The 253-nt window shown below is 35.6% G+C and carries 1 pseudogene; it reads right to left on the reverse strand.

The features are described from left to right. Positions 1 to 251: pseudogene (locus SB717_RS37845) on the reverse strand (hypothetical protein); the annotation flags it as partial. Between the last annotated feature and the right edge of the window lie 2 nt (positions 252 to 253).

Raw genomic sequence — 253 nt, forward strand, 5'->3', positions numbered from 1 at the left:
GTTTCATTACGCCATTTCGCAACTAGCTTTTGCGCAAATATATCAAGCTTCTTCAAATCCTTTTTCCCGTAGAAAACTGCATACAGTAAAATAATTACAGTAATGATTTGAAAATTAGAGAACTTTCCTGTTTGATAATAGTCCACTGCCCCTAATGTTAAAATAAACACTTCATTTACGAGGAGTACAATCCCCATAATAAAGCTCGCCTTCTTCAAACGGAATCCGTAACGGAGTAAAAAGAAACCGATAG

The organism is Priestia sp. SIMBA_032 (assembly GCF_046535215.1).
GTDB lineage: Bacteria > Bacillota > Bacilli > Bacillales > Bacillaceae_H > Priestia > Priestia aryabhattai.